Raw genomic sequence first — 2,857 nt, 5'->3', positions numbered from 1 at the left:
AGTACTTTGCCGGCCGGCACCTGGTCGTCATCAATAAAACCAGCATCCCGCAGGACAGCCAAGCCGACCTAGTCATCGAGGGCAGGATTGGAGAGGTGTTGGGGAAGCTGAGGCAGCAGGACTGACTCTTGCATATTTGCAGGAGTTTTTTATTGACAAAAGAAAAACAATATATTAAAATGATAAATAAAAAGGATTGTCCTGCACGATGGCTGATTTATATATCCAAAACTCATCTTACAGCTTGTCTCTCAGCGACCATAAGCTGATGATAAAAGATCAAGATCATAGAATGCTTAAGGTTGTTTCTTTGAGTCTCATCGATACTGTTTTGATATTTGGCCATTCGCAGCTATCCACCCAATTGCTCAAATCGCTGGCACTGCAGGGGATTCCGGTTTTCTATTTTTCTGCCAAGGGAGAGTTTTTATTTTCCATGGATTCTTTCAGGGAAGCAGACTATGAAAAACAGAGGCTTCAAGCGCAGGCATCTTTTGATACAGACTTTTGCCTAAAAATCTCTCAAAAGATAGCTTGGGCAAAAATCAAGAATCAGCTGAATCTGCTCAAAGCATATGATGAGCAAGGGTTATTGGACGAAGAGGACTTTAAGCGTTTTGAAGGCGCTTGCGAGAGCATCAAGGCTGCAAAAAGCATATCGGAAATGATGGGAATAGAGGGCAGGACTGCCAAGTCCTATTTCTACTATCTAAACTTGCTGGTGGAGGAGGATTTTCATTTTTATGGGCGAAATAGAAGGCCATCTCTGGACCCTTTCAATGCGCTTTTGAACTTTGGTTATTCTATCTTATATTCCTGCTTTATCGGTTTGATTCGGAAGAATGGACTCAGTCTGGGCTTTGGTGTCATGCATCAGCCGCGCACTCATCATGCAGTGCTGGCGAGTGACCTCATGGAAGAGTGGCGGCCGGTTATCGTTGATGATACGGTGATGGGCCTGATAAAGCGTGGGGAAATCAAGAGACAGCACTTTGAGAAGGCCGGGGATGAGACGCATCTGACCTCAGAAGGCATTGAGCTTTTTTCCCGTGCGATGAGAGAGAGGATTTTGGAAATTCATCGTTATATCGAATTGGATAAGAATCGCTATACCTTTTTGTACATGTCGGATCAGCAAGTCAAGTCTTTGATCCGCTCTTTTGAGTCAAGGGACTCAGATGACTATATCAGCAGCTGCACAGGGGGATGAGGATGGCTTTTTACAATCTGGATGAGGCGAGCAGGGAGTTTGCCAAAAAGAAAAGCAAATTCTGCCTGGTCATTTATGATATTGTCAGCAATAAAAGGCGCTTGAAACTGGCAAAGCTTTTAGAAGGCTATGGCACGAGGGTCCAGCGTTCCTGCTTTGAGGTCGATATAGAAAAGCTTAATTTTGACCTTTTGATAACAGATCTAAGAGACTTTTATCAAGCAGATGAAGAGGACAACATCATCGTCTATGTGGGCCATAAAGAAGAAACGGTGGTCTTTAATCCCTATACGGGAGCAGAATTGCTGGAAGAAATCTTGTTTTTTTAAGCTTTAATTTTCAACGCCTTCATGGTATAATAGAGGTAAGTTTCGGCTGGGAATATCAAGCGAAATCTAGTGGTTTTGCACAAACCTCCTATACAAGATATGGGGTAAGACCCCCCAGCAACCTCGAGAGGGGACGGAAACTGAATTACAATATATAAGAAATGATGTAATTATTGTAAGACCCCCCAGCAACCTCGAGAGGGGACGGAAACATGATACTTTTTCCAATAGAAAATATACCAGCACCGTAAGACCCCCCAGCAACCTCGAGAGGGGACGGAAACTGAATTCCGAATACGTTATTGTATTTCTTTTGTTCTGTAAGACCCCCCAGCAACCTCGAGAGGGGACGGAAACGTGCCATTGATATACTTCAAATCAGTAGGGTCTTCTGTAAGAACCCCCAGCAACCTCGGGAGGGGACGGAAACTTATATGAAATTTATGTTAGTGTATTAGATTTTAGTAAGAAACCCCAGTCACCTCGGGAGGGGACGGAAACTCATTGATATTCTTAGCAAACTTATTGACAAAATCAGTAAGAACCCCCAGCAACCTCGAGAGGGGACGGAAACAACATGTCGATTTCAAGCAGCGCACAAGCCATTTTGTAAGAACCCCCAGCAACCTCGAGAGGGGACGGAAACCAGCATCTTTGGATCAGAAGTCATAACAACCGAACTGTAAGAACTCCCAGCAACCTCGAGAGGGGACGGAAACCAATCTCCTTTATGCACTTAAATATTTCCAATGAGTGTGTAAGAACCCCCAGCAACCTCGAGAGGGGACGGAAACATTAAATCCGAACGCTCAGCCAACAATCACCATGATGTAAGAACCCCCAGTCACCTCGGGAGGGGACGGAAACATTAAATCCGAACGCTCAGCCAACAATCACCATGATGTAAGAACCCCCAGTCACCTCGGGAGGGGACGGGAACATTTCAATTTGTTCTGTACCAATGACATAATTTCCTGCACAATTCACTTCGCGAGGGGACGGAAACTCTTGCCCATTTGAACATAGTTCAAAATCGTCACTTGTAAGAACCCCCAGCAACCTCGTGAGGGTACGGAAACGAATGCATTTCAGCATGGAAGAAATCGCTTACTTGTAAGAACCCCCAGCAACCTCGAGAGGGGACGGAAACTTTCGGTTCATAGGCCCAAACTTGTGCTTTTTCTACTGTAAGACCCCCCAGCAACCTCGAGAGGGGACGGAAACAATACACCCATAACCGCTAAATTTTCCATAATGCGTAAGAACCCTCAGCAACCTCGAGAGGGGACGGTAAACATAAAGCGGTCCTTGAGATACT

2 protein-coding genes, 1 pseudogene and 2 CRISPR repeat arrays are annotated in these 2,857 nt (G+C 45.0%); all 3 genes and pseudogenes read left to right on the top strand.

Annotated elements, in window-relative coordinates; genetic code table 11:
- A pseudogene (locus tag STRDD11_RS11360) lies at positions 1-125 on the top strand (NAD-dependent protein deacylase); the annotation flags it as partial.
- Positions 126-208: 83 nt separating this feature from the next.
- A complete protein-coding gene (gene cas1, locus STRDD11_RS11355; RefSeq protein ID WP_128837396.1) occupies positions 209-1,210 on the top strand; it encodes a CRISPR-associated endonuclease Cas1 in 1,002 nt (333 codons plus the stop codon).
- A 2-nt stretch (positions 1,211-1,212) separates the two neighbouring features.
- On the top strand, positions 1,213-1,539 hold the full coding sequence (gene cas2 / locus STRDD11_RS11350) for a CRISPR-associated endonuclease Cas2 (protein WP_241209442.1): 327 nt from the start codon (positions 1,213-1,215) through the stop codon (positions 1,537-1,539).
- A gap of 104 nt (positions 1,540-1,643) precedes the next feature.
- Positions 1,644-2,479: a CRISPR direct-repeat array (repeat unit 37 nt; unit sequence GTAAGACCCCCCAGCAACCTCGAGAGGGGACGGAAAC).
- 102 nt (positions 2,480-2,581) lie between these two features.
- Positions 2,582-2,833: direct repeats of the CRISPR family, unit length 22 nt; unit sequence CAGCAACCTCGAGAGGGGACGG.
- Positions 2,834-2,857 lie beyond the last annotated feature (24 nt).

Source organism: Streptococcus sp. DD11 (assembly GCF_001578865.1).
Classification (GTDB): Bacteria; Bacillota; Bacilli; order Lactobacillales; family Streptococcaceae; genus Streptococcus; species Streptococcus panodentis.
The sequence above is the reverse complement of the archived record's forward strand: the minus strand, read 5'-3'. Positions and strand labels throughout refer to the sequence as shown.

Excerpts from the sequence above, each read along its gene's own strand:
- cas1 (WP_128837396.1), top strand. The coding sequence starts at position 209 with ATGGCTGATTTATATATCCAAAACTCATCTTACAGCTTGTCTCTCAGC.
- cas2 (WP_241209442.1), top strand. The coding sequence starts at position 1,213 with ATGGCTTTTTACAATCTGGATGAGGCGAGCAGGGAGTTTGCCAAAAAG.